The organism is Streptomyces sp. ALB3 (assembly GCF_044385685.1).
Taxonomy (GTDB): Bacteria; Actinomycetota; Actinomycetes; order Streptomycetales; family Streptomycetaceae; genus Streptomyces.
The window spans coordinates 25,938-47,152 of sequence record NZ_JBISCE010000031.1 but is presented as its reverse complement, the minus strand read 5'-3'; the positions used below and the strand labels follow the sequence as shown (position 1 = coordinate 47,152).

The 21,215-nt window shown below is 70.9% G+C and carries 22 protein-coding genes; 7 read left to right on the top strand and 15 right to left on the bottom strand.

Going from position 1 to position 21,215, the window contains the following annotated elements; translation table 11 throughout:
- Positions 1–97: 97 nt before the first annotated feature.
- Entirely contained in the window at positions 98–928 is an 831-nt protein-coding gene (locus ACHFIV_RS18985) for an alpha/beta fold hydrolase (RefSeq protein WP_398970191.1), read from the bottom strand.
- Positions 929–1,074: 146 nt separating this feature from the next.
- Here ACHFIV_RS18985 and ACHFIV_RS18980 point away from each other — a divergent pair, with 146 nt between their 5' ends.
- Positions 1,075–1,977, top strand: coding sequence for an RNA polymerase sigma-70 factor (locus ACHFIV_RS18980; protein WP_398970189.1), 903 nt, complete (start codon positions 1,075–1,077; stop codon positions 1,975–1,977).
- Positions 1,978–2,591: 614 nt separating this feature from the next.
- Positions 2,592–3,359 (top strand): GntR family transcriptional regulator, encoded by a 768-nt coding sequence (locus ACHFIV_RS18975; RefSeq protein WP_398970187.1) that lies wholly within the window; start codon positions 2,592–2,594, stop codon positions 3,357–3,359.
- 129 nt (positions 3,360–3,488) lie between these two features.
- Here ACHFIV_RS18975 and ACHFIV_RS18970 read toward each other — a convergent pair whose 3' ends face one another.
- The 3 genes from ACHFIV_RS18970 to ACHFIV_RS18960 all read right to left on the bottom strand — a co-directional run bounded on the left by ACHFIV_RS18970 (position 3,489) and on the right by ACHFIV_RS18960 (position 6,596).
- Positions 3,489–4,646 (bottom strand): ROK family transcriptional regulator, encoded by a 1,158-nt coding sequence (locus ACHFIV_RS18970; protein ID WP_398970185.1) that lies wholly within the window; start codon positions 4,644–4,646, stop codon positions 3,489–3,491.
- 122 nt (positions 4,647–4,768) lie between these two features.
- The gene (locus tag ACHFIV_RS18965; protein WP_398970183.1) at positions 4,769–5,419 is read right to left on the bottom strand and encodes a response regulator; all 651 of its coding nucleotides are present in this window, start codon (positions 5,417–5,419) and stop codon (positions 4,769–4,771) included.
- A gap of 4 nt (positions 5,420–5,423) precedes the next feature.
- Positions 5,424–6,596 carry a sensor histidine kinase gene (locus tag ACHFIV_RS18960; protein WP_398970180.1) on the bottom strand — a complete coding sequence of 391 codons (1,173 nt, stop codon included), beginning with the start codon at positions 6,594–6,596 and terminating at the stop codon, positions 5,424–5,426.
- A 107-nt stretch (positions 6,597–6,703) separates the two neighbouring features.
- Between ACHFIV_RS18960 and ACHFIV_RS18955 the strand changes: the two genes are divergently transcribed.
- The 3 genes from ACHFIV_RS18955 (at position 6,704) to ACHFIV_RS18945 (ending at position 8,975) form a co-directional block, all read left to right on the top strand.
- Positions 6,704–7,648 (top strand): ABC transporter ATP-binding protein, encoded by a 945-nt coding sequence (locus tag ACHFIV_RS18955; RefSeq protein ID WP_398970177.1) that lies wholly within the window; start codon positions 6,704–6,706, stop codon positions 7,646–7,648.
- The gene (locus ACHFIV_RS18950) at positions 7,645–8,388 is read left to right on the top strand and encodes an ABC transporter permease (RefSeq protein ID WP_398970175.1); all 744 of its coding nucleotides are present in this window, start codon (positions 7,645–7,647) and stop codon (positions 8,386–8,388) included. Before ACHFIV_RS18955 ends, ACHFIV_RS18950 begins: the two co-directional genes overlap by 4 nt.
- A gap of 152 nt (positions 8,389–8,540) precedes the next feature.
- Entirely contained in the window at positions 8,541–8,975 is a 435-nt protein-coding gene (locus ACHFIV_RS18945; RefSeq protein ID WP_398970173.1) for a hypothetical protein, read from the top strand.
- A 116-nt stretch (positions 8,976–9,091) separates the two neighbouring features.
- On the opposite strand, the gene mug is transcribed toward ACHFIV_RS18945, so the two are convergent.
- From mug to ACHFIV_RS18910, 7 genes are all read right to left on the bottom strand, one after another.
- Complete coding sequence (mug, locus tag ACHFIV_RS18940; RefSeq protein ID WP_398970170.1) at positions 9,092–9,640, bottom strand: G/U mismatch-specific DNA glycosylase; 549 nt, start codon at positions 9,638–9,640, stop codon at positions 9,092–9,094.
- 25 nt (positions 9,641–9,665) lie between these two features.
- Positions 9,666–11,108 (bottom strand): adenylosuccinate lyase, encoded by a 1,443-nt coding sequence (gene purB / locus ACHFIV_RS18935; protein WP_398970167.1) that lies wholly within the window; start codon positions 11,106–11,108, stop codon positions 9,666–9,668.
- A 127-nt stretch (positions 11,109–11,235) separates the two neighbouring features.
- Positions 11,236–12,036, bottom strand: a complete 801-nt coding sequence (locus tag ACHFIV_RS18930; RefSeq protein ID WP_398970164.1) for an SAM-dependent methyltransferase — start codon at positions 12,034–12,036, stop codon at positions 11,236–11,238.
- A gap of 341 nt (positions 12,037–12,377) precedes the next feature.
- On the bottom strand, positions 12,378–13,214 hold the full coding sequence (locus ACHFIV_RS18925) for an SGNH/GDSL hydrolase family protein (RefSeq protein ID WP_398970161.1): 837 nt from the start codon (positions 13,212–13,214) through the stop codon (positions 12,378–12,380).
- Positions 13,215–13,460: 246 nt separating this feature from the next.
- Positions 13,461–14,480 carry a hemolysin family protein gene (locus tag ACHFIV_RS18920; RefSeq protein ID WP_398970159.1) on the bottom strand — a complete coding sequence of 340 codons (1,020 nt, stop codon included), beginning with the start codon at positions 14,478–14,480 and terminating at the stop codon, positions 13,461–13,463.
- Positions 14,477–15,814 (bottom strand): hemolysin family protein, encoded by a 1,338-nt coding sequence (locus ACHFIV_RS18915; RefSeq protein WP_398970157.1) that lies wholly within the window; start codon positions 15,812–15,814, stop codon positions 14,477–14,479. The genes ACHFIV_RS18920 and ACHFIV_RS18915 overlap by 4 nt, the downstream gene beginning before the upstream one ends.
- 198 nt (positions 15,815–16,012) lie before the next feature.
- Positions 16,013–16,432: a GNAT family N-acetyltransferase gene (locus tag ACHFIV_RS18910; protein WP_398970155.1), complete on the bottom strand. Its 420-nt coding sequence runs from the start codon at positions 16,430–16,432 to the stop codon at positions 16,013–16,015.
- 241 nt (positions 16,433–16,673) lie between these two features.
- Here ACHFIV_RS18910 and ACHFIV_RS18905 point away from each other — a divergent pair, with 241 nt between their 5' ends.
- Both ACHFIV_RS18905 and ACHFIV_RS18900 read left to right on the top strand, forming a co-directional pair.
- On the top strand, positions 16,674–16,901 hold the full coding sequence (locus ACHFIV_RS18905) for a hypothetical protein (RefSeq protein WP_014157595.1): 228 nt from the start codon (positions 16,674–16,676) through the stop codon (positions 16,899–16,901).
- On the top strand, positions 16,898–17,269 hold the full coding sequence (locus ACHFIV_RS18900) for a fic family toxin-antitoxin system, toxin component (RefSeq protein WP_398970152.1): 372 nt from the start codon (positions 16,898–16,900) through the stop codon (positions 17,267–17,269). The genes ACHFIV_RS18905 and ACHFIV_RS18900 overlap by 4 nt, the downstream gene beginning before the upstream one ends.
- A 16-nt stretch (positions 17,270–17,285) precedes the next feature.
- On the opposite strand, the gene ACHFIV_RS18895 is transcribed toward ACHFIV_RS18900, so the two are convergent.
- The 4 genes from ACHFIV_RS18895 to bioB are packed head-to-tail and all read right to left on the bottom strand — an operon-like array spanning position 17,286 to position 21,205.
- A complete protein-coding gene (locus ACHFIV_RS18895) occupies positions 17,286–17,981 on the bottom strand; it encodes a class I SAM-dependent methyltransferase (protein WP_398970149.1) in 696 nt (231 codons plus the stop codon).
- A 27-nt stretch (positions 17,982–18,008) separates the two neighbouring features.
- Positions 18,009–18,743, bottom strand: coding sequence for a dethiobiotin synthase (gene bioD, locus ACHFIV_RS18890; protein ID WP_398970147.1), 735 nt, complete (start codon positions 18,741–18,743; stop codon positions 18,009–18,011).
- 1 nt (position 18,744) lies between these two features.
- Positions 18,745–20,049 carry an adenosylmethionine--8-amino-7-oxononanoate transaminase gene (locus ACHFIV_RS18885; protein WP_398970144.1) on the bottom strand — a complete coding sequence of 435 codons (1,305 nt, stop codon included), beginning with the start codon at positions 20,047–20,049 and terminating at the stop codon, positions 18,745–18,747.
- The gene (gene bioB, locus ACHFIV_RS18880; RefSeq protein ID WP_398970421.1) at positions 20,042–21,205 is read right to left on the bottom strand and encodes a biotin synthase BioB; all 1,164 of its coding nucleotides are present in this window, start codon (positions 21,203–21,205) and stop codon (positions 20,042–20,044) included. The genes ACHFIV_RS18885 and bioB overlap by 8 nt, the downstream gene beginning before the upstream one ends.
- Positions 21,206–21,215 lie beyond the last annotated feature (10 nt).

Here is a 21,215-nt window from a genome sequence, read left to right as displayed (position 1 = left end):
GGCGTCGCCCCCGGTCCCAGGCCTCCGCGGCCGAAGAGGGACCGGCACCCCGCCGGACCGGCCGGTGCCGGGCTCGGGGCGGACCGGCCCCGGTGTGTCAGCGGCTCGTGTCGAGGATGACCCGCGCCACGGCGGCGGGGTCGTCGTTCATCGGCACGTGCCCGCACCCCGGAAGGCGGACGAGCCGCGCGCCGGGGATCACCTGCTTGGCCCGCACGCCCTGCCGGCGCGGGAGCAGACGATCCTTGTCGCCCCAGGCGATGCTGACCGGGACGTCCGGCACGTCGTCGGTGAACGCGACGGTCAGCCCGGCCTCCAGAGTCTGACGGAAGCCGGTGGCCTCACGCAGGGCGACGGTCTCCGACACGACCGCACCGGGTGAACGGCGTCCGGGCCGGGCATAGATGGTGCTGGTCAGCGCGGTGCGGCCCGGGGAGCTGCCGGCCAGCCTCTCGATCACCGGCATCGGCAACGCGAGAGCCGCCGCCCGCATGGCCCGCAGCACCCCGAAGGCGTAGCGACGCTCGCTCCGCGTCCAGAACCCGGCGGGGGACAGCGCCGTCACCGAACGGACCAGCTTCTCGTGGCCCAACCGCAGTGCCAGCAGCCCGCCCAGGGAATTCCCGGCGACATGCGGCCGCACCACGCCGAGCGTCTCGAAGAACGCGCCGAGCACCGGCACCATGGTCCGCAGGTCGTGGGCGAGGCCGTCAGGAAGGGCCGCTGACGCGCCGAACCCCGGCAGGTCGACGGCTATGACGTCGCGCTCGGCCGCCAGGACGCGCAGGACCGGATCCCACGCCTGGCGGTGATGGCCGATCCCGTGCAGGAGCACCAACGGCTCACCGTGCCCCTGCCGTTCGTACGACACGCTGACGACGTGGCGACCGGCGGGTGAGTCGACTGCGAACGAGACCGTGGTGGTCATGCTGCTCCTCGGGACGAATCTGCCGGGCTGAGCGGGGACCGGACGAGACTGCCCGTCAGCAATGATTACCGCCCGGTAGTTTGTAGTTCAAGGGGTACGCGGGACTTCAACTGGACACCCTCCCGCCCGTCGGCTGGGATGGGGAAGTGACTGCCGACGCCGTGACCGATCTCTTCGAAGAGCACCGCCCCCTCCTCACCGGGGTCGCCTACCGCATGCTCGGCCGCGTCGCCGACGCGGAGGACGTGGTGCAGGAGGCGTGGCTGCGCTGGTCGGCGGCCGACCGTGGTGATGTGCACGAGCCGCGGGCCTATCTCGTACGGATCACCACACGTCTGGCCATCGACCGGCTGCGCCACCTCCGGTCCCGCCGTGAGGCGTACGTCGGGCCCTGGCTGCCCGAACCCGTCGTCACCGAATACGGCCCCTCCGTCCCCGACTCCGCGGAGCGGGCGGTGCTCGCCGACTCCGTGTCCCTCGCCGTACTGGTGGTCCTGGAAACGCTGTCCCCGCTGGAGCGCGCGGTCTTCGTCCTGCGCGAGGCCTTCGGCTATCCGTACGCGGAGATCGGAGCCGCCCTCGACCGGTCCGAGGCGGCGGTACGCCAACTCGCGGGCCGTGCCAAGCGGCACGTCGAGGAGCGCAAGCCGCGGTACGACGTCGATCCCGCCGTGCGGCGCGACCTCACCGAGCGTTTCCTCGCCGCCGCTTCGGGCGGGAACCTGGAGCAGATGCTCGCCCTGCTGGCCCCCGACGTGCGCCTCGTGAGTGACAGCGGGGGCAAGGCGAAGGCACCGCGCCGGATCATCGAGACCGCGGACAAGGTCGGCCGCTTCCTCTACGCCGTGGGGCTCAGCCGCCCTTCCGGTACCGAGGTGAGCACGGTGGAGCTGAACGGCGGTCCTGCTCTGGTGTACATCGTCGACGGCGTGGTCGACACGGTGCTCCAGGCACAGGTCGACGGCGGGGTCATCCGATGCGTCTACGTCATCCGCAACCCGGACAAGCTCGCCGGGGTGCACAAGGGCCGGGCGGTGCCGTTCGGCTGACCAGGCCGGTGGAGACCCGCTGAGGGCCGGGTCCGGCAGCGGGGTGCTCGTGAGCGGTCATGCCGGCCGGCTCGACGGTCGCCGGCGCGGAGGCCGCACGGAGACGCCCCGTCCCCGTCCTCCGTCGCGTGCTGGACGCCCCGGTCGCCCGCCGACAGGCCCTGTGGCGCCGTGGCCGGGAGGGAGCCCCCCGGAGGCTGTCGCCTTCGGGGCGGTCGCACCCGGGGCGTCGGCTCCCCTGGGGAGAACCTTCATCGGATACCGGGGCAGCGGATCCGTGTGCACGGAAGCGACGGGTACGTCGAGACCCTGCCTCGAGCGAGGGCACCGGGGAGCGCCGTCCATGACCTTCCCGGCTGCGCAGGGCCAGTTCGGCCACGCCCTTCTCCTGAAGCCCCACGGCCCGGCCGGCCGTGGGGCTTCATGTTGCGCGAGCCCACAGACGCGCGAACGTCCCGTGAACGCTCTGCGGCAGAGGATCGCTTCGCTCCGTGACGAGGCGAGGATTGGTCTTGACCAAGGTGGTTCGCCGTCCTAAGGTCTGAACGATAAGGCAGGAACCTTTAATAAATAACGTCGCGGAAACATGCCACCGGGCGGATGCGGAGGACAGGGTGGGGACCACGCAGCTGGAATCGGTGCAGGAGCCGAAGTACTGGCACCTCAAGACGGTGCTCAGCGAGGCGCTCGACTCCGACTTCTCGGTCGGCGAGGTGCTGCCCAACGAGCGTGACCTGGCGGCGCGCTTCGGGGTTGCCAGGGCGACGCTCCGTCAGGCGCTGGAGCAGCTGGAACTCGAAGGAAGGCTCCAGCGACGCCGCGGGGTCGGCACGACCGTCGCCCCTCCCCGGGTCGGAGTGGCCGTCACCGCCGCGCAGCACGACTGGGTGGGGGATGACACGGACGGTGCGTGGCAGCCCCTCGAGTGCACCACCACGACCGCTCCCGCCGCCGTCGCCGCCATGCTGGACACGGACCCAGGAGAGGCCGTCCACGTGGTGCGGCGCATCCGCGTGGCCCAGGGGCAGGCCGTGGCCGCGGAACTCCTCTACGTCCCGGCGCCGTCCGTGCCCGCACTCCCCGCCATCGAAGCACCGTCGGGTCCCGCCCGGGCCCGGAGTGTCCTGAGGGAGCTCGACCGCCTCGATCTCGACGGCCAGGACCGGTCGGTCGAACTCGGGTCCGCCCGCGCGGACGACGCGAAGGAGCTCGACCGGCTCCCGGGGGCTCCGGTCCTGGTCGTCACCACCCGCTACCTCGCCGACGCGGGGACAGCCGCTGTCTCCGTCGCCACATACCGGGCGGACACCTGCCGGCTCACCTTCGGGGACAGCGGTGCGCTGGAGATCCGACACGACGAGCAGGAACGCAAGGCCTCCTGACAGCAGGGCAGTCGGCGCAGTCGGCCTCCCGGCCCGTTGGCCCCGCGAGAACTCCTGCTCCTCGCGCGCGGACCGGTTGCTGCGGCCCGTCCGGCCCGGTACCGCTTCCTCCCGCGCGGCCCGTCGCTCTCAGCGGCGGGCCGTCACCGTCCCCTCCACCGCGAACAACTGCTCCTCCACGTGGTCGAGTGCCAGCCGCAGCGCGCCGGTCGCGACGGCCGCCTCGCCGAGGAGCGAGAGGGCGACCCGGGGCGGGCGCAGGCAGTAACGGGCGAGCTCGTCCCGGAGCGGGTCGAGAACGCCGTCCAGGCCGGCGGCCCACCCGCCGATCACCACCAGCTCCGGATCGAGCGCCAGGACCAGGGCGGCGACATCGTGCACCAGCCGTTGTATGAACCGTGCGACGGCGGCCTGCGCGCCGGGATCGCCGTCCTTGGCCTTGGCGAAGACGGCGGCGACGGCGTGCTCGTCCAGAGGGTCGAGCGGAGTGTCCGTCGTGGAGAGAAGATGCTCCGGAGTGACGTCCCGGCCGAGGAGGTGCAGCGCGCCGATCTCCCCGGCCGCACCGCCGAACCCACGGTGCAGCCGTCCGCCGATCAGTGACCCCGCTCCCGGGCTCAAGCCCGCGAGGACGAAGACGATGTCGTCGGACTCGGTCGCCGCACCCTTCCAGTGCTCCGCCACCGCCGCCGCGTTGGCGTCGTTCTCCACCAGCACCGGGCACTTGAAGGAACGCCGCAGCCTCTCGCCGAGCGCGAGCCCGGTCCAGTCCGGCAGCGCCGTCCCCAGGCGCACGGTGCCGTCGGCCTCGACGATGCCGGGGCTGCCGACCCCGACCGCACGCAAGCTGCTCCGCGCCACCCCGGTCCGCCGCAGCACATCGGCGATCACGGCTCTGACCTGGTCGATCCTGTCGTCCGCGCATGCGCTCTCGGAGACGTCACGGGAGCCCGCGCCCACGATCCGGCCGTCAAGACCGGACAGCAGAGCCGACACCCGGTGCGAACCGATCTCGACGCCCAGCAGATACCCGGCCTCGGCTCGGAACCTGAACCGCCTTGCGGGGCGGCCCTGCCGCCTGGCTCCGCGGTCATCGGGGAGCGCCTCCACGACGAGGCCCGCAGCGAAGAGCCCTTCGACGACACCCTCGACCGTGGGACGCGACAGACCTGTGATCCGGGTCAGATCCGTGAGTGTGGGTGAATCCGCCCCTCGCAGGGCGTGCAGCACCACCGCGGAGTTGATCCTCCGCAGCAGCGACGGGTCACCACCGGTCAGCCGGCCCACCGTGTGTCCTCCCAGGTCGCGCGCATGTCTGCCGGATCGTACTCGCTGCCTCCGACCGCGGCGACCAGCACCCGAGGTGAGACGCCCGGCACAGCCGGGGGCACCGTAGGGGCTGTCCCCGGTCAGCGCGGAGCGACGAAACCGGACTCGTAGGCGGCGATCACGGCCTGGGTGCGATCCCGGGCGCCCAACTTCGCGAGCACCGAGCTGACATGTGTCTTCACGGTCTCCACGCCCACGATCAGATCGGCGGCGATCTCCGCGTTGGACAAGCCCCGTGCCATCAGGCGCAGGACCGCGGCTTCGCGGTCCGTGAGTGCCGCCCGGTCCATCGTGGCGCGCGCCTCGCTCGTGCCGTACTCAGCGGCGAGCTGCCGTACGGCTGCGGGGAACAACAGTGACTCGCCCTCCGCCACCAGCCGCACCGCGTGAACGATCTCCGCGGGACGGGCCCGCTTGAGCAGAAACCCGTCGGCGCCCGCCCTCAGCGCCTCGTAGACGTACTCGTCGTTCTCGAACGTCGTCACCACAAGGATCTTCGGCGGATCCGCGACGGTGCGCAGCACCGCCCGGGTCGCCTCGATGCCGTCCATCAGAGGCATGCGCACATCCATCGCCACGACGGCGGGCCGAAGCCGGCTCACCAGAGGGATGACCGCCGCACCGTCAGAGGCCTCACCCACCACTTCGATGTCGGGCTGCGCCTCCAGGATCGCGCGGAGCCCCGCGCGCACCAGCGGCTCGTCATCGACCAGAAGCACGGTAACCGGCATCCGGTCAGCGTATGCGGTCCAGCGGGAGGGTCGCGTGCACCCTCCATTCCCCATCGTGCGGGCCTGTTCTGGCCTTGCCGCCCAGCAGGGCGGCCCGCTCCCGCATCCCCCTGAGCCCCCTGCCACCACCGGAGCCGCGCGACGAGCCCACGAGAGGGTTGGCCACTTCCAACTCCAGGCACTCCCGCGCCACGACGATCCTCACCCGTACGGGCACGGCGCCGGCATGACGCAGCACGTTGGTGAGCGACTCCTGCAGAATCCGGTAGCCCTCGCGGGACACCGGTCCAGGCACCGACTCGAGGGGACCGTTCTTCTTCACCTCGATATGCGCTCCGGAGCCGCGCGCCGATTCCAGCAGCCGGTCCGCTTCCGCCAGGGTCGGACGCCGGCTGACGGGAAGGTCCGACTCGCGAAGCACCGCTAGGACGCGTTCCAGATCATCCAGCGCGTTGCGCCCCGTCTCCTCGATGGCGGCGAGTGCCCGCGCGGTGAACTCCGGGTTCCCCGCCGTTCTGGCGGCTCCCGCCTGCACCACCGCGACGGTCAGCGCGTGTCCGATCGAGTCGTGAAGCTCTCGCGCGATGCGGTTGCGCTCCAGCAACTGCTCGGTGCGCCTCTCCAGGACGGTCATCCGCTCGGCCGACGACGGCCCCAGCAGCTCGCGGGCCGCCGCTGTGGCCACCTCACCGCCCAGGACGACCAGCCCGAGGAGTATCAGGACCGGCAGAGGTGCGATCAGGGCGCACCACCAGCCCGGGCCGACACCACGGGCCAGCCATTGCCCGCTCGGAACCGTCCCGAAGGCTCCTCGCACCAGATCGACCGCGGTCGCCGGCAACCAGACAGTCGCGAAGCACGTCACTGCCGCGAGGACCAGCCGCACCTCCAGCCAGGCAACGGTGCGCCAGCGGGCCGCCCATGTCCTGGCGGGTCCGGCGGAGATCGCGGCGTCGGGACGGCCCCGCTGCTCGGGTGTGAGGAGCAGCTGCGCCTGGACCCCTTCGGCCAGACGCATCGCCGGAAGCAGCCCGACGGGTACAGCGAAGAGAAACGGCATCCACGGCTTGCTCGGGGAGATGAAGAGCCACACGCTGGCCACTGCGGCCGGGATGAGCAGGTGCAGCCAGCGGCTGTAGGTGGCGGGTCTGGCCGGCATGGCGAAGTAGCGGCGCATGCCGCCATCGTGCCAGCGCCGACCGGGGCGACGGCTCCCCCATGAGAGGGAGACGGTCCACCCGCGAGGGGGAGGCCGTGAACCGGGGCAGGGGCCAGGCTGAGGTCATGACCACCATCGACGTGCATGACCTCACCAAGGACTACGGCGCGGTCCGCGCTGTGGACCACCTCTCGTTCAGCGTGCGGCCGGGCCGGGTCACCGGCTTCCTCGGGCCCAACGGCGCGGGCAAGTCCACCACCATGCGTCTGCTTCTGGGTCTGGACCGGGCGACCGGCGGCTCCGCGACGATCGGCGCACGCCCTTACTCCTCGCTGGGCAACCCCCTGAGGCAGGTCGGCGCGCTGCTCGACGCTCGGGCCGCGCACGGTTCGCGTACCGCGCGCGATCACTTGCTCGTGCTGGCCACCAGCAACGGCATAGCGGGGACCAGGGTCGAAGAGGTGCTCGCGGAGGCCGGTCTCACGTCGGTCGCAGGGCGGCGGATCAAGACCTTTTCACTCGGGATGCGGCAGCGGCTCGGCATCGCAGCGGCGCTTCTCGGCGATCCGGAAGTGGTGATGCTGGACGAGCCGTCGAACGGACTGGACCCGGAAGGCATCGTCTGGATACGGGAACTCATGCGGAAGCTCGCCGGAGAGGGCCGAACGGTGCTGGTCTCCAGCCACCTGATGAACGAGACCTCGTCGTTCGCCGATCACTTGGTCGTCCTCGGCCGGGGAAGGCTCCTCGTCGACATGTCGATGCGCGAGTTCCTCGCTTCCCGGAGCCGGCCCGGCGTCCGGCTACGCACGACGGAGCCCATGCGGCTGCGCGATGCGCTGATCCGCACGGGTTACGAGCCGTCCCAGGACGACGACGGACGCTTGACGGTCGACGGGGCCACGGCGCGGGACGTCGGCACCCTGGCCGCCTCCGAAGGCATCGCTCTTGTCGAACTCGTCGATGCCCGGCCGACGCTGGAGGAGGCCTACCTCGATCTCACGGCGACCGAGACGCAATTCGCCGCCGTTCCGCCCCTTTCCGTCGGCCAGGAGGCCCGTTCCGCATGACCATGTCGACGACTGCCGTACTGCACTCCGAGTGGATCAAGATCAAATCGGTGCGGTCCGTTGCGGGTTCTCTCATAGCGGTCTTCGCCGTCACCGTCTCCGTCACTCTGTTCGCCTTCTCCACCGTCGGGCAGGCGGAGGTCGACGATCCGGGCAACGACCTTCTCTTCTCGGCCTTCTACGCGCTGAACTTCGGTCAGATCGCGGCCATGAGCTTCGGCGCGACCGCTCTGTCGTCGGAATTCCTCAACGGAGCCCTGCGGACATCGCTCATGGCCGTCCCCCGTCGCAGCCTCTTCTATGTCTCGAAGATCGCGGTGGTCGGCGGGCTCGCCCTGCTCGTAGGCCTGATCACCAGCTCTACGGCATTCCTGGTGGGACAGCTGTTCATGGGTGAGTACGCGATAGGTCCCGGGGAACCGGGCGCTCTGCGCGCCGCGTTCGGTGGTGGCGTCTACCTGGCCCTCATGGCCCTGTTCGCGGCAGGCCTGACGGCGGTCCTGCGCAGCGCGGTCGCCGTGCTCAGTCTGCTCATCCCCTTCATCCTGCTCGTCTCCTTCGTGGTCGGGAGCACCGCGGGGGGTGTCTCTCAGTATCTGCCTGACCGAGCAGGGCAGTTGGTGCTTCACCAGCACCCCCAGGGCAGCCTCGGGCCATGGGCTGGGCTGGCCGTCACCGCCGGGTGGGCGGCTGCCGCTCTGGCCACGGGCTGGTGGGCGTTGCGCAAGCGGGACGCCTGAACCGTGGCGATGAAGGCGCGGCTCGAATTCCGCCGACACCGGGCCGGGGTCCATGCCCTCGCAGACACAGAACTGCCTGGAGAGGGGCATATTTCGGTGCCGACGATGCCTGGTGGCGGCCATCTGTCAGTGGCGGGCGGTTTACTGACGGTATGACCACCGCACATCACCTCCGCCTCATCGACGGGATGCGCACCAAGGACTTCCCCCTGGAGCGCGTTCCCTCGGGCTCGGGAGTCAGCGGGCCCGGCTACCACACGGCGCTCCTCGTAGGCGGGGACGACCAGGAGGGGGACGGGGCGGACCGCGAGGAACACCGGGTGCAATGCCTGGCGGAACACGACGCGCTGCTCACCCTGCTCGCCTTGCGCTGGGGCGAACCACAGGTCGTCAGCCTGTGGAGCGCACAGGAACGGATGATGGCAGGGGAGGTGATAGCGGAACCCTGGGCCGAACCAGTCGCGAGCTGCGATTACCTCCAGCTGTGGCGTACCGGCGGGCGGTGGATCGCCGTGGCGCTCCACCAGGAGAACGAGGGGGCGGGCTGTGAGCTGGGGGTGCTCGTCACCGTGATCGACCCGCCCTGAGCAGCCAAGCCCCACCCCAGCGACGAGGGACCCCGCCCCGGTGCGCCCCGGTCCGTGGAAGTCCCCCGGCAGCAGCACCACAGCGGATTGTGCCGGAATGGTGGGAGGCGGGCGGCCTAGCTGGAGGCCCCGGAGCCGACCGCTGCCAACAGGCGGGCGTACTCCTCAGCCATCGTGCTCACCGTCCAGTGCGCGTTCAGCCCGCTCGGATTGGGCAGTGCCCAGACACGCGCGCCGCCGATGGTTCGCTCCTGGGGGCCGATCCGCGCTCCACGTTCACCGAAAGCCGTGCGATAGGCAGTGACGCCGACGACGGCCAGCCACCGCGGCCTCAGCTCTTCCACCTTGGCTGACAGGAGTCTCCCGCCCTCACGGAATTCTTCCGTGCTGATCTCGTCCGCCCGTGCAGTGGCCCTGGCCACCACATTGGTGATGCCCAGACCGAAGTCCAGCAGTTGGCCCTGCTCGGACGGCTTCAGCTGCCTGGGCGTGAAGCCCGACCGGTGCAGCACCGGCCAGAACCGGTTGCCCGGGTGGGCGAAGTGATGACCCGTGGCGGCAGTCATGAGGCTCGGGTTGATGCCGCAGAACAGCACACGCAGACCGCCCGCGACCACGTCGGGCACGACGCGGCCACGGGCGGCAAGCAGTTCCTCGGGTGTCATACGGCCGAAGGTACGCAGCCGGCCGTCAGAGGATGGAGCCGGGGGTGTAAGCGGCGGCTTCCGGGTGCTGCTTGGCGATCTCCTCGATCCTCGACACGAGGGCCGTGACCTGGTCACCCGCGGCGCCGGTGAACGACAGCTTGTCCGCCATCAGCGCGTCGAGCTCGTCGCGGCCGAGCGGGATCCGCTCGTCGGCGGCCAGCTTGTCCAGCAGCTCGTTGCGCTCCGCGCCCTGCTCCCGCATGGCGAGAGCCGAGGCGACCGCGTTCTCCTTGATGGCCTCGTGCGCGACTTCGCGGCCGACTCCGGCGCGTACCGCACCCATCAGCACCTTGGTCGTGGCGAGGAAGGGGAGGTAGCGGTCCAGCTCACGCGCCACGACCGCGGGGAACGCCCCGAACTCGTCGAGCACGGTGAGGAAGGTCTCCAGCAGGCCGTCGAAGGCGAAGAAGGCGTCCGGCAGAGCGACCCGGCGGACCACGGAGCAGGACACGTCGCCCTCGTTCCACTGGTCGCCCGCCAGCTCGCCCGTCATCGAGGCGTAGCCGCGAAGGATCACCATCAGGCCGTTGACGCGCTCGCAGGAGCGGGTGTTCATCTTGTGCGGCATCGCCGAGGAACCGACCTGGCCAGGCTTGAAGCCCTCGGTCACCAGCTCGTGTCCGGCCATCAGCCGGATGGTCTTGGCCACCGAGGAGGGCGCGGCGGCCAGCTGCACCAGCGCGGTCACCACGTCGTAGTCGAGCGAACGGGGGTAGACCTGGCCGACGGAGGTGAAGGCGTGCGCGAAGCCGAGGTGCCCGGCGATGCGCTGCTCGAGGTCGGCGAGCTTGCCCGCGTCGCCGCCCAGCAGATCCAGCATGTCCTGCGCCGTGCCGACGGGCCCCTTGATTCCGCGCAGCGGATAACGGCCCAGCAGGTCCTCCAGCCGCCCGTACGCCACCAGAAGCTCGTCCGCGGCGGTGGCGAAGCGCTTGCCGAGTGTCGTCGCCTGCGCGGCGACGTTGTGCGAGCGGCCCGCGATGACCAGCTCGCCGTACTCCGCCGCGAGCTTGCCCAGGCGCGCCAGAACGGCCACCGCGCGGTCGCGCATCAGCTCCAGCGAGAGGCGGATCTGCAGCTGCTCGACGTTCTCGGTGAGGTCCCGGGACGTCATGCCCTTGTGCACCTGCTCGTGGCCGGCGAGAGCGTTGAACTCCTCGATCCGCGCCTTGACGTCGTGCCGGGTGACCTTCTCACGCTCGGCGATCGAGGCGAGGTCGACCTGGTCGATCACACGCTCGTAGTCGGCCAGCGCAGCGTCGGGTACCTCGATCCCGAGGTCCTTCTGAGCGCGCAGCACCGCCAGCCAGAGCTGACGTTCCAGCTTCACCTTCTGCTCGGGGGACCAGAGGACGGCCAGCTCCGTAGAGGCATAGCGGCCGGCCAGGACATTGGGGATGCGAGGCTTCGCAGACACAGCAGTCACGTGGCCCGATTCTACTGGCGGTTTCTGCAGGTCCGCGCCGCGGTCCGGTATGTGGTTTCCTACGAAGCCCTTCCCGGGCCCTCGTCCGAAGCTCTTCGCAGGCCTTCGTCGCAGGGCCGGAGGGCGCTCACCGCTTGGCGGCCACGAAGCCCCACTGGTCGACCGCCGGGCCCGTATCCGGTTCCTCGGGGCGCCACAGGCTGATGGAACCGAACCCCGGCGGGACGAGGTCGAGGCCGTCCGCGAAGGAACGGATGGTGTCTCCGGGGCGGGAGACGTACGGCATCGCGCCGCCGTCGGCGTACTCGTCGGAGGCCGCCAGGGTCTCCTCGGTCTCGATGGTGTCGCACAGCATCAGGAAGCTTCCGGAGGGAAACGCGCCGAGGTAGCGGCGCAGCAGAGCCGCTGCCTCGGCCGGGTCGGCCACATGCCCCAGGGTGGAGAGCACCATCAGGGCCACCGGCCGCCGAAGATCCAGCGTTCTGGCGGCCTCGCGGAGCACGGTGCCGGTGTCGCGCAGATCCGCGTGCACATAGTCGGTGGCACCCTCCGGGCTGCTGGTCAGCAGGGCGCGAGCGTGCGCGAGGACGATCGGGTCGTGATCCACGTAGACGACGCGTGCCGCCGGGGCGACAGCCTGCGCGACCTCGTGGGTCGCGTCAGCGGTCGGCAGGCCGGTGCCGAGATCGAGGAACTGCCGGATCCCCGCCTCCCCGGCCAGATGGCGCACCGCCCGGGCCTGGAAGCGGCGCGAGGCACGGGCGATGTCGATGATCTGCGGGTAGAGCTTCGCCAGCTGCGCGCCCAGCCGGCGGTCCACCTCGTAGTTGTCCTTGCCGCCCAGCCAGTAGTTCCACACCCGCGCGGAATGGGGCGTGGCGGTGTCGATTCCGCCCGCCGGAATTCCGATGTCCGGTACGCCACTCATCGGCACTCCCCGTTCCGGTGCCCAGGGCGGCCCTGCGCGGTGAACGCCCATGCTGTCCCACCAGCCACACACGCAACAGCTACAACTGCGCCAACTCCCGGAGAGTGCCTCGGATTCACGTGCGCTCGGATTCACGTGCGCTCGAAATCGCGTGCTCTCGGAGGGACGTGCGCGGGCACGGATGCAGGCAAGGGCGTGGGCGGGGGCACGGGCGCAAGCGCGCGCTCGGACGTGCGGAGACGTCCCTGGCAGCGCGGGACGCACGCAGGCGGGAAAGGGACGCGTCCGGGTGCGCGGGGGACGCACGTGGGCACCCGGCGACACACGCGGAGGCGGAGAGGTCAGCCGTCCAGCCGACGCCAGCCCGTCACCGGTCCTGGGGCTGCCACGTCCTCGGGAGTGATCCAGAACGCCTTGCCCAGCCCCGCGTCGTACTGTGCGCCCGCCCGGCCGTCGCCTGAGGAGCGCCCGGTCAGACGCCGCCCGATCCAGGGCAGCAGATGCTGCCGGGCGAACCGCGCGTCGTCGATCCGCCGCTGCAGCCACCGTGCGGGCGCGGACGCGGGCATCGGAGTCTGCCAGTCGCTCTCCGCGGGGAGCCCCAGCGTCTGCCACACCGCCTCCGCGACCCTGCGATGCCCCTCGGCCGTCAGATGCAGCCGGTCGACGTCCCACATCCGCGGATCGCCCAGGGACGGCGCGCCGTACAGATCGGCCACCAGTGCGCCGTGACGCTCGGCCAGGTCGCCGACCAGTGTGAACAGCTCCTCCATCCGTGGACGGAAGCGTTCCATCACCGGGCCGTTGCGGCCGGGGCTGCGCATCAGCACCAACGTCTTGCACGAGGGGGCGAGGCGTTCCACCGCCTCCTCCAGCCGGCCGCGGACCATGCCCATGTCGCACTTCGGCCGCAGGGTGTCGTTCAGCCCGCCCACGAGCGTGATCACATCCGGTTGCAGGGCCGCTGCGACCGGGACCTGCTCGTCCACGATCTGGCCGATCAGCTTTCCCCGTACGGCGAGATTGGCATACCGGAATCCCGGCGTGTGAGCGGCCAGTCGGGCGGCGAGGACGTCGGCCCACCCGCGGTACGAACCGTCGGGCAGCAGATCCGACATGCCCTCGGTGAACGAGTCGCCGACCGCGACGAAACTGGTGTAGGAAGCATTCAATTCCATGGCGCTGCCGATCGTACCGCGACGGCGGCCCGCAGTTCCGTCCCCGCCGAAGCGACGACCGCGTGCAAGGCGACGGGGAAGCCATGGCCGGCCGGGTCCCGGCGGACAGCGGGCAGAGGGCAGGGGGCACAGGACCGGGAGAGGGAGGGCCAGCAGGGCACGGTCGGCATCACCACGATGACGGGGGAGGGGCGCGACCCTGGCCGCGCCCCTCCCGTGCCGGTCACCGGTCACCGTTCACCGACGTCAGCGAGCCTGGGGCCGTCCCACCAGCTCACGCAGGACGTCTTCCATGGTGATCATGCCCGCCAGCCGGCCGTCCTCGTCGAGGACGGCCGCCAGATGTGTCCGGCTGCGCCGCAGCGCGGTCAGCACGTCGTCCAGCGGTGTCGCCGCTCGCACCCGGGCGATCGGCCGCAGAGCCGTCACCGGGAACGGCACATCGCGCGGCGCTGCGTCCAGGGCGTCCTTCACGTGGAGGTACCCGATGATGCGCTGCTCGCTGTCCATCACCGGGAAGCGGGAGAAGCCGGACTCGTGGGAGAGCCGCTCCAGCTCCTCCGGGGTCGTGCCGACCCGCGTGTACAGCACCCGGTCGACCGGAAGCAGCACGTCCTGGACAGGGCGGCGGCCCAGTTCCAGCGCGTGGCGCAGACGGTCCGCCGAGCGGTCGTCCACGAGCCCGGAGTCCTCGGCGTCCTTGACGAGACGTGCCAGCTCGTCGTCGGAGAAGGTCGCCGAGACCTCGTCCTTCGTCTCCACCCGGAGCAGCTTGAGCAGGGTGTTCGCGAAGGCGTTGATCGCGAAGATCACCGGCTTGAGCGCCCGGGCGAGTGTCACCAGCGGCGGCCCGAGCAGCAGTGCGGTGCGGGCGGGCTCAGCCAGCGCGATGTTCTTCGGGACCATCTCGCCCAGCAGCATGTGCAGGTACGTCGCCACGGTGAGGGCGATGACGAACGAGATCGGGTGCACCAGCCCGTGCGGCACCCCCACCGAGTCGAAGACGGGCTCCAGCAGGTGGGCGATGGCGGGCTCGGCGACGATACCCAGCACCAGGGTGCACAGCGTGATGCCCAGCTGCGCCGCCGCGAGGAGCGCCGACACGTGCTCGAGGCCCCAGATGACGCTGCGGGCCCGCCGGTTGCCGGCTTCGGCCTGGGGTTCGATCTGACTGCGCCGTACGGAGATCAGCGCGAACTCCGCGCCGACGAAGAAGGCGTTGACGACCAGGGTCAGCAAGCCGATGAAGAGCTGGATGGCGATCATCGTTCGTCCTCCGCGGGCTCTTCGCTGCCGGGCAGCGGTGCGTGCAGCAGCGCACGCGCGGCGCGATGCCCCGAAGCGTCCACCACGTCGATCCGCCAGCCCGTGAGCTCGACGGTGTCGCCGACCACCGGAATGCGGCCGACCTCTGTGGCGATCAGCCCGGCGAGTGTCTCGTAGGGTCCGTCCGGTACCCGCAGTCCGATGGTGCGGAGCTGGTCCGTGCGGGCCGCGCCGTCGGCGGACCACAGGGTGCGCCCGTCGGCGTCCTCACCCGCGGCCGCCAGGTCCGGCGTCTCGTGCGGGTCGTGCTCGTCCCGCACCTCGCCGACGACTTCCTCCACGATGTCCTCCAGCGTCACGACGCCCGCCGTGCCGCCGTACTCGTCGATGACGACGGCCATGGCCAGCTTTCCCGAGAGCCGGTCCAGCAGGCGGTCGACCGTGAGTGTCTCCGGTACCAGCAGCGGTTCACGGAGCATGTCCGACACCCGCTTACGGGGCCGCTGGTCCGCGGGAACGGCCAGCACGTCCTTGATGTGGGCGACGCCGACGACCGTGTCCAGGCTGCCCCGGTAGACCGGGAACCGGGAGAGGCCGGTCGCCCGGGTGGCGTTCGCGACGTCCTCCGCGGTCGCCTGCACCTCGAGGGCGGTGACCTGGACGCGAGGCGTCATCACGTTCTCCGCGGTCAGCTCGGACAGATTGAGGGTGCGCACGAAGAGTTCGGCGGTGTCCGCCTCCAGCGCGCCCTCCTTCGCGGAGTGGCGCGCCAGGGCCACCAGTTCCTGCGGGCTGCGCGCCGAGGCCAGCTCTTCGGCCGGCTCGAGGCCGAAGCGCCGCACGATCCGGTTGGCGGTGTTGTTGAGATGGCTGATGAAGGGCCGGAAGACCGCCGTGAACGCGCGCTGCGGCGCGGCGACCGTCCGGGCGACGGCAAGCGGGGAGGAGATCGCCCAGTTCTTCGGGACGAGCTCACCGACCACCATCAGGACCACGGTGGACAGCGCGGTGCCGAGCACGAGAGCCAGGGAGGAGGACACACCGGGCGACAGCCCTGTCGCCTCCACCGGTCCACGGATCAGCTTGGAGATCGACGGCTCGGAGAGCATGCCTACGATCAGGTTGGTGACGGTGATACCGAGCTGCGCGCCGGAGAGCTGGTAGGTGAGGCTGCGCACGGCCTTGAGCGCTCCCGCCGCTCCCCTGTCCCCTCGTTCCACGGCCCGTTCGAGCTCGCCGCGCTCCACAGTGGTGAGGGAGAACTCGGCCGCCACGAAGGCACCGCAGGCGAGCGAGAGCAGCAGCGCCACGAGGAGCAGGAGCACTTCGGTCATCGGTTCACCTCCGTCCCATGATCGGGCAGGGGCAGGAGGTTTGCGCGATGTCGACTACTGGGGGGCTCGCCCATGGGCGGACGCTCACACCTTTCGGAAGGGTCGGACGGTCGAGCATCCATAGTAAAGGATCGGCAAAATGCTCTGTCCGCGGTCGGTTTTCTGCTTGTCACTGGCCTTCGGCGGTGCCGGTCGGGGTCACAGGGCCTTGACCCAGCGCCGCCACTGGTCCTCGCGATGGTAGCCAGCCGAGCCCCATGTCCGATGGGCCCGTTCGTTGGACTCGAGGACCATGGCGTCGATCCGACGCCCGCCCAGTGCGGCGAATCGCTGTTCCGCGGCTTCCATCAGCGCGGTGGCGATGCCCTGGCGGCGGGAGCCGGGGTCCACGGCGAGCCGGTATGCGGAGCAACGCCATCCGTCGAAGCCGGCTATGACCGTGCCGGTGATCCGGCCGTCGCGCTCGGCGAGCAGGAGCGCCCCGGGGTCCCGTGAGATCAGCCGTGCCACCCCGTCGTGGTCGTCACTGATGCTGGTGCCTTCCGCGGCCTCGCGCCAGAACCGCAGCACCGCGTCGATGTCGCTCGGCAGGGCACAGCGGATGTCAAGATCAGTCATGGTGCGAGCCAACCAGAACACCGGGGGGAGGGGCGAGCGCTTTCGGCCTCGCCGGTGGCGGCCCGGCGCCTGTGACCTGCTCCGTCGGTGATCGCCCGCGCCCGGCATGATGGCGCGGCACCGCGTCCGGAGCCGGACCCCCGGGCGGCGGGACGGTGGACACCCTCCGTCGCGCCCCGCGCGCGTTCGGTGTGCGCCTTTCCCCTTGCGAGTGCTAGCACCCACACGCTAGCGTGATTGCGTGCCCAAGACGCAGCTGAACGTTCGAGTGGACGAGGCCACCGCCGAAGCGGCGCGACAGCGCGCCCTGCAGCGGGGGATGAGCGTGAACCGCTACATAGAGGAGCTCGTCAAACAGGACGCGGGCGAGGTGGGGCACACCTTCGTCGAGGCCGCCGCCGACTTCATGAAGCAGTACGAGTCGGTGTTCGCCGAGGAGTTCGGCCCGGAGCGCGAAGGCACCCGTTGAACCTGCGGATCGACCTTTCCTGGCTGCTCATGGTCGCAGAACACAAGACGCCCGGCGATCCGCAGGTCGTCGACTGGGGTGCCCTGGTCGCCGCTGTCAGCCGGCACGAGGCGGAGATCTTCGGAAGCCCCGTCTACAGCGACCCGCACTCCCGGGCGGCCGCCATGCTGCAGCTGCTCCTCCACGTGCCCGCCCTCGAGCACTCCAACGCGATGTTCGCCTCCGCCGTCGCCTACGGCTATCTGGTCGCTTCGGGGCTGAAGGTCGTCACCTCTCCCGAGCAGGTGCGCGACCTCGCACGGCTCGTCAAGGAGGGCAAGGCCGACGTCCGGGCCATCGCCGACGAGCTGCGCAGGTGGAGCCGGTGACCGGGGCTCCTCCGGTTCAGCCCGCCTGGGCGGCGCGGTCCACCACGGCGGACCGGCGGGCGACACCCAGTACGCACGGGGATGTCGGCAACTGGACACCCCTGTCCGGAATGCGGAAGCTGCGGTAGACGCCCAGCTCGAAGCCCGCTTCCTCAATGGCGGCGACCGTGTCCCGCGCCGTGTGACAGCCCCCGAAGAGCAGAGGCCAGAAAGTGCGGTCCACCGCCCGCTGCGCCGTCGCCAGCCCTCGGCCGGGGGCCAGCGTGTGCTCGAAGAAGCGCAGCTCAGCGCCTGGTCTCAGCACCCGCTTGATCTCCGCGAGCGCACGCGGCAGGTCCCGCACGGTGCACAGGACCAGCGACGCCACCGCCCCGTCGAACGCCTCGCTCTTGACCGGCAGTGCCTCGGCCGTGCCCGGCACCACATCGACCGGCACCTCCGAGCGCAGCGCCGCACGGACCGCCAGCCGCCGCAGACCGCGCTCGGGTTCGATCGCCACCACTTCGGACACCGCACCCGGATAGTGCGCGAAGTTGAGGCCGTTTCCCGCGCCGATCTCGATGACACGGCCGGAGAGCCCGGTGAGGAGCTCCTCGCGATGCGCCGCCACACCCCCCTTGAGGTCGGCGGTCACGCTCATCCGGGCGTAGAAGCGGGCGAAAACCGGGTGGTGCACCGCGTCCCGGGGGACAGGTGTGCTGCGCCGACGCATGATCGGGCCTCCTCGGAAGGCACGTGGTTACGGCTCTCCTTGCATTCTCCCCCCGTACGCGCCGCTCAGCCGCTCGTCCGGCGGACGATTCCCCCCGAGCTCCGGATCCAGCCAACCGGCCGCCCGCGCACGGAAGTCGGGCGGAGCCAGCGCTCCCGCGCCGGCCGGTACCACGCCGAGCAGCGGGGCGCCCGCTGCGACGGGGAGGTCGTCCAGGTTGCACCGCGAGGCCAGGTCGGGCTCGGCCGGCATGCTCCCCACCACCACTCCGGGACAGGTGAGTCCTCGCGACCGCAGGGCCTCCGTCGTCAGCGCGGTGGCATTGAGGGTTCCCAGGCCGGCGGGGGCGACCACCAGCACCGGCGCGGCCATCAGCCGCGCGGCGTCCGCGAGAGTGGCCCCCCGCTCGTCGTAGCGGACGAGCAGCCCGCCCGCCCCCTCGACCAGCACCAGGTCGTGCTCCGTCTCCAGCTTCTGGGCGGCCTCGGCGATCTCGTACGGACGTACGGGCCGGAGGCCGGCTCGGCGTGCCGCCGTCCCGGGCGCCAACGGCTCCGGGAAGCGGGCCAGTTCCACCGCGGTCACATGGGCGCCGGCCAGCCGTGCCACTTCGGCGGCATCCCCTGGTTCACCCGGGCCGAGACCCGTCTGGGCGGGTTTGAGGACCGCGACGCGGAGGTCACGGTAGGCGGCCGCCACCGCCGCGGTCACGATCGTCTTGCCGATCTCGGTGCCGGTCCCGGTCACCACGAGGATCGTCATCTCAGCCCTCCTTCGCCGCTGCGCACACGGCCCGGCAGATCCGTGCCACGTCGTCGTCGCCCGTCACATAGGGCGGCATCGTGTACACGAGATCGCGGAACGGCCGCAGCCACACGCCCTCGCGGACCGCGGCCCGTGTCGCCGCGGCCATGTCCACCTCGTGATCGAGCTGTACCACCCCGATCGCGCCCAGCACCCGGACGTCACGCACGCCCGGCACATCCGCTGCCCCGGCCAGGCCCTGCCGCAGTCCCGTACCGATCCGTCCGACCTCCAGCTCCCAGTCCTGGGCCAGCAGAAGGTCCACCGAGGCACAGGCCACCGCGGAAGCCAGCGGATTGCCCATGAAGGTCGGCCCGTGCGCCAGTACGGGCACGTCTCCGCTCGAGATGCCGCCGGCCACCCGCGAGGTGCAGAGCGTCGCCGCCAGCGTCATGTAACCGCCGGTCAGCGCCTTGCCGACGCACATGACATCCGGTGACACGCCGGCGTGCCCGGCGGCGAACAACTGTCCGGTGCGTCCGAAGCCCGTCGCGATCTCGTCGAACACCAGCAGTACGTCGTTCGCGTCGCAGGCCTCGCGCAGGACCCGCAGATACGCGGGGGAGTGGAAGCGCATCCCGCCCGCACCCTGCACCACGGGCTCGACGATCACCGCCGCGAGTTCCCCGGCATGGGCGGCGACCAGCTCGCGCAGGTGACTCGCGTACGCATCGTCCGGCTCGGCGTCGAAACCGTCCGGAGGAGCGTCCGCGAAGATCTGCCGGGGGAGCGAACCCGACCACAGTTCGTGCATCCCGCCCTCGGGATCGCACACCGACATGGGCTGCCAGGTGTCCCCGTGGTACCCGCCGCGCCAGGTCAGCAGCCGGTGTTTGGCGGGCCGTCCCGCCGAACGCCAGTACTGCAGGCACATCTTCACCGCCACCTCGACGGAGACCGAACCCGAGTCGGCGAGGAAGACGTGCCGCAACGGCTCCGGAGTGATCTCCACGAGCCGGGTCGCCAGCCGGACGGCGGGCTCGTGCGTGAGCCCGCCGAACATCACGTGGCTCATCCGGTCCAGCTGGGCGCGTGCCGCCTCGTTGAGCACCGGGTGGTTGTAGCCGTGGACCGCCGACCACCAGGACGACATGCCGTCCACCAGCTCGCGATGACCGTGAGCGGGTTCGGCCAGCCGGATACGCACCCCGGACGCGGACTCCACGACCAGCGGCCGCTGCCGGCCCGGCATCGGGCCGTAGGGGTGCCAGACGTGGGCCCGGTCCAGGGCGAGGAGTTCCTCGGGGCGGAGCGGATCAGGCATTGGGCGCGAGATCCGTACCGGCGCCGCGACGCCGGACCGCCACCAGATCGGTACGCGCCCCCAGGACCTCGGACGGCTCCGGGACGGTCCCGGCGGTGTCGCCGCACGGACCGCAGCCGTTCTCGTGCGCACCGCAGTCACCGGCCTCCGGTGCCCGGTGACCGGGCAGCGTCCTCGTCGCCGCGCCCTCGACCTCGAACCCGGCGTCCGCGATCATGTCGAGGTCGGTCCGGCCGGACTGGCCCTCACTGGTCAGGTAGTCCCCCAGGAAGATCGAGTTGACCAGGTGCAGGGCGAGCGGCTGCATCGAACGCAGATGGACCTCACGGCCGCCCGCGAGCCGCACCTCGACGTCCGGGCACACGAACCTGACCATCGCGAGGATGCGCAGGCACCGCTGCGGCGTGAGGTGCCACTCCCCGGCCAGCGGCGTCCCCTCCATCGGGATCAGGAAGTTCACCGGAACCGAGTCGGGATCCAGCTCGCGCAGCGAGAAGACGACGTCCACCAGGTCGGCGTCGGTCTCTCCCATGCCCGCGATCAGACCGGAGCACGCCGAGAGCCCGGCGGCCTGGGCCCGCTGGACGGTGTCGACCCGGTCGGCGTACGTGTGCGTGGTCGTGATGTCCCCGTACGTCCCCTCCGAGGTGTTGAGGTTGTGGTTGTACGCGTCGGCGCCGGCGGACCTCAGGCGGTCGGCCTGGCCCTCCGACAGCAGACCGAGGCACGCGCACACCTCTACGTCCTCGTGCTGCTCCTTGATGGCCTCGATCGTCTGCGACACCCGGTCGACGTCGCGGTCGGTCGGACCCCGGCCGCTGGCCACCAGGCACACCCGCTTGGCGCCGCCGGCCACTCCGGCGGCGGCGGCCTTCTTCGCCTCGTCCGGCTTCAGCCAGGTGTACTTGAGGATCCCGGCCTTGGAGCCGAGCCTCTGCGAGCAGTAGGAGCAGTCCTCGGGGCAGAGCCCGGACTTCAGGTTCACCAGATAGTTGAGCTTGACGCGCCGGCCGAACCACTCACGGCGCACCTTTCCGGCCGCGGCCACCACGTCGAGCAGTTCGTCGTCGGAGGTCGCCAGCACGGCGAGCGCTTCGTCCCGGGTCGGCAGTTCGCGCCGCAGCCCCTTGTCCACCAGCGTGTTCAGCAGGTCCATGGCGTTGATC